A 4,205-nucleotide genomic window follows, 5' to 3' on the forward strand; every position below is an offset into this window, starting at 1 on the left:
ATATTATAAAATACATTGAGTTATTTTATAATCATCGAAGAATTCAAAAGGGTTTGGGTTTTAAGACACCAAATCAAATGGCCGAAGACTTTTATAAATTGGCTGCCTAGAATCTCCCAAGGGAAAGTCTCCTGATAATTCAGCGTATATCAAAAAACAAGATGCCGTCTTGGTAACCAATCAGGGTTTGAGATTATTAGACCAATAAATAATCTTTTTGATAGGCAGTTTGATGTTTTAAAATGCCATAACACAGACGTATAAGCTTGCGCATTGCAACACCTAAAGCACACCTTTAATTTTTATCCTGACTTAATAATTATTGATATAAAGCTTCAATGTGTGGATTCTATTGAATCGCTGTTAAGGTTTACATATACAATACTGAGCGTATTTTACTGTCATCTGCTTTTGATAAGTGACTTTTGCTTGTTGGCCGAACTGCCATACAGCTGATGTGCTGGAACCAAATCTACATATGCAGCAGCTTAACTTGCTGTTTTAAACTTGTGCTAATGAAATAACGCTTACAAAAATAAGCCTGATTGTTCACCGATTGAAAAAATAGTTTGTAGTAATTTCAAATCCTATTTCAATGTGGAATTTTGATCTATATGGTTATTTATTAGCTTATATGAGTGGACTGCGCCTTTTAAGTAGATTCTTTTCCTGTAATAAACTACCTTGGTAAACATCACGTCTGCCTATTAGCGCTTTTAATAAGCTAAAATTTTTAGGTTAAGGTTGCTGTAAAGAAGCGTTCTCTTGCATATGCTCTGTATGATTTGTGTAATGCTCATCAAGGTGAAAATTTGAAGAGAGTTCTTTATGGCGACCAATATTGATCGAGTGAATAGCTGGAAAATTTTAGAATTTAGCTACATCTTATTGATATGTCTGATTTTTAATCTTCGTTTAATTAGGGCTATCTAGGTGTTTAGTCCCAGATTTTAATGGTGCAATATTCTCAGATAAATGGAAGGAAGCACTATGGGACAAGTTCTACACAGCAGTGCCACAACGACACAGGCAGTGCGTCGAGCAATACAAAATAGTCAAGAGAGCTTAAGAAGGCTAGCGGAGCGTTACGGCATCAATCAAAAGACCGTCGCAAAATGGAAGAAACGTACTTCAGTAGATGATCTTACAACCGGTTCAAAGAATCCTCGCTCAAGCGTGTTATCGCCTGAAGATGAGGCGACAATTGTTGCTTTTCAAAAACGCACTTTGTTGCCGCTAGACGATTGCCTTTATGTATTGCAGCCGAGTATTCCTTATCTGACACGCTCGTCGTTACACCGCTGCTTGCAGCGGCATGGTATTTCACGGCTGCCTGAGGTACAAGGTGATCGCCCTGTCAGGAAGCGCTTCAAGAGCTACCCCATTGGTTACTTTCATAGCGACATCGCTGAGATGCAAACAGCACAGGGTAAGCTTTATTTCTTCGTTGCCATTGATCGCACTTCCAAGTTCGCGTTCACAGAATTGCATACTAAAGCCAGTAAGATGGCAGCCGCGGAGTTCCTGTGCAATCTGGTTAAGGCTGTGCCCTATAGAATCCATACGGTGCTAACAGATAACGGCATCCAGTTCACGAACCGCACCTGTGATCGCTACGCCTCTGAGCACATCTTTGATCGGGTTTGTACTGAATGTGGCATTGAACATCGTCTTACCAAGGTTAAGCATCCATGGACCAATGGACAGGTCGAGAGGATGAACCGAACGATTAAAGAAGCTACTGTCAAACGGTTCCATTACGACGATCACACTCAGCTATGCATTCACCTTGCTGATTTTATTGCTGCATACAACTTCGGCCGCAGACTCAAAACACTCAGGGGCCTGACTCCCTACGAATTCATCTGCAAACAGTGGATAGATGAACCTGAACTTTTTAAGATTGATCCGATCCATCAAATGCCGGGACTAAACACCTAGTTAAGTATTTCCAATAAAACTATAAAGTGATAAAGTTCACATAAAAACAAATGTTCAAAATGCACATTAAATCTGATATAAAGATACAGAAATGTATACTGTGTCACAATAATAATCTTTTAGTAGATTAATGGGAAGATATTTGTTTTGTGTAGAAAATGTGCTTGAAATTGTTCCTTAAATCGATCTAAGTCCACAAGGAGAAATTATGTTGAGATTGTCACTTTTAGCTGTTGTAGCTTCATTGGGGGTAGCGGCTTGTACATCAAGCCCATATACGAAGCCATCAGATTTACGTTTTCAGAAAAAAACGCAAGAAAATAATCAACCTATTACATTAAAGCGAGACGAGAAGCTGTGTAGTGGTGATACAGCAGAACAGCAAAATTGCCCAATTGAATTTTATATCGATAGTATTAAAGCTGGAAATTTTTATATAAATAATTCGGCTCAATATGCATTGAAACCAGAAACATATAATTTCAAAGTAAAAAACTGTACTGAAGAATCATGCCAAAGTTGTGATGTTGACTTAAACGTAGGAAAGCTAACAAGCAATGAATTTGTACTCTCTGTCAATACAGACGGTAAACCTTTTATTTCTAATAATGGTCAGCCTTTAAGTTGTGAGGTGAAGCATCAGGTTGCTGCTCAGGAACAGACAATACGAGTGGATTTAGCCGCGGACACTTTATTTAAATTTAACGGTTCTTCCTTGAATAATTTACTGCCAAAGGGGCGTCAAGAGGTCTTGAATGTTGCTTCGCAAATTCATAACAACTTCGTTTCTGTAAGCCGCATTAATTTAGTTGGTCACACAGATCGTTTGGGAAGTGATAGCTATAACAATCAATTGGGGCAAAACCGTGCAGACACAGTACGCAACCTGTTGGTTCAAAATGGTGTGGCAGGAAATGTGATTTCGACTACAAGCGCAGGTAAAGGCCAACCTGTGACGAATGGTTGTTTTGATGTAAAACAGCGTGAAGAACTCAAAGCTTGTTTACAGCCTGACCGCCGTGTAACTGTCGAAATTACAGGCATTACTAAATAGTTAAAGTTTTAGAAGATAAAAGAATATAATTTTTTGGGTAAAAATATGACTAATTTTATTGTAATTGAGAAAGACTCATTAAATAAGTCTACAGTAAATGCGACACAGATTACATTAACCGAAGCTTCTATTGTTCATACTAAAATGAGCCGTGATGACGTCGACGAATTTATCCGTGATGGCAATAACTTAGTGCTTAAGTTAAAAAATGGTGAAGTTGTTGTTATTGAGAATTTTTTTATAACATATGACGATGTCGCTTCAGATTTGGTTTTTGAAGAAGATGGGTGTGTTCTATATTGGTTTGATGGCGTATCGGGTTTTAAAGGCATTCCAGGATTAGAAGCATTATTGCCTGCTGTTGAAAGCAGTAAATTCGTTGGATTGTTACCTTGGTTGGTCGGCGCTGCTGTAGTTGGTGGTGCTGCGGCGATTATTGACCACAATGACAAGGATAAGACAGATTCGATCCCGAATGGCACTAATACGCTTAAAGTAAATACAGATGGTACAGTTACAGGTAAAACAGAGAATATCCCTGAAGGTACTGACGTTAAAATTACTATTAGCGGCAAAGATAAAGACGGCAAGCCGCTTGAAAAAGAAGTGACTGTCAAGGTTGATGCTGATGGTAATTACACAGCGCAAGTTCCAGCGGACTTTGCAGACGGTGACTTAGTTGTTGAGTCTGAAGTTATTGATCGCAATGGCAATACGATCACTGCAGAAGACAAATTGGGCACAGGCAAAACGGATGATCCAGCAACTCCAGGTGATGAAAGCGAAGGCTTAGACCGCGTTGATGGTTCAATCACGGTTAAAGTTGACAACAAAGGCAACATCACAGGCGGCACAACTGACGTTGAGCCAGGCAGTGATGTAAAAATTACTATTAAGGGTCAAGACAAAGACGGTAACCCACTTGAAAAAGAAGTGACGGTTAAAGTTGATGCTGATGGCAACTATACAGCGCAAGTTCCAGCGGACTTTGCAGACGGTGACCTGACGGTTAAAGCAGAAACAGAAGACCGCAATGGTAAGCCAGTTTATGCTGAAGACAACCTCGGTGCAGGTAAAACTGATGATCCAGCAACCCCAGGTGATGAAAGCGAAGGCCTAGATCGCGTTGATGGCAAGATCACGGTTGAAGTTGACAACAAAGGTAAGATCACGGGTACAACCGAAGATGTTAAGCCTGGCGAGAAAGTAA

General features: G+C 39.7%; 3 protein-coding genes. All 3 read left to right on the forward strand.

Translation table 11 applies throughout. The annotated features are described in order from the left end of the window. The first annotated feature begins 990 nt into the window (after window positions 1-990). Window positions 991-1,941: an IS481 family transposase gene (locus tag ACG9ZB_RS16390; RefSeq protein WP_419326773.1), complete on the forward strand. Its 951-nt coding sequence runs from the start codon at window positions 991-993 to the stop codon at window positions 1,939-1,941. A 208-nt stretch (window positions 1,942-2,149) separates the two neighbouring features. Next, window positions 2,150-2,995 carry an OmpA family protein gene (locus ACG9ZB_RS16395; protein ID WP_419326774.1) on the forward strand — a complete coding sequence of 282 codons (846 nt, stop codon included), beginning with the start codon at window positions 2,150-2,152 and terminating at the stop codon, window positions 2,993-2,995. A gap of 45 nt (window positions 2,996-3,040) precedes the next feature. Then, window positions 3,041-4,205: BapA/Bap/LapF family prefix-like domain-containing protein (locus ACG9ZB_RS16400; RefSeq protein ID WP_419326775.1), on the forward strand; the 1,165-nt coding region annotated here is incomplete at its 3' end.

Origin of the sequence: Acinetobacter johnsonii (assembly GCF_048551975.1) — a bacterium.
Taxonomy (GTDB): domain Bacteria; phylum Pseudomonadota; class Gammaproteobacteria; order Pseudomonadales; family Moraxellaceae; genus Acinetobacter; species Acinetobacter johnsonii_A.

Bases quoted from the DNA above. Each gene is read 5' to 3' on its own strand.
- ACG9ZB_RS16390 (WP_419326773.1), top strand. From the start codon at position 991: ATGGGACAAGTTCTACACAGCAGTGCCACAACGACACAGGCAGTGCGT.
- ACG9ZB_RS16395 (WP_419326774.1), top strand. From the start codon at position 2,150: ATGTTGAGATTGTCACTTTTAGCTGTTGTAGCTTCATTGGGGGTAGCG.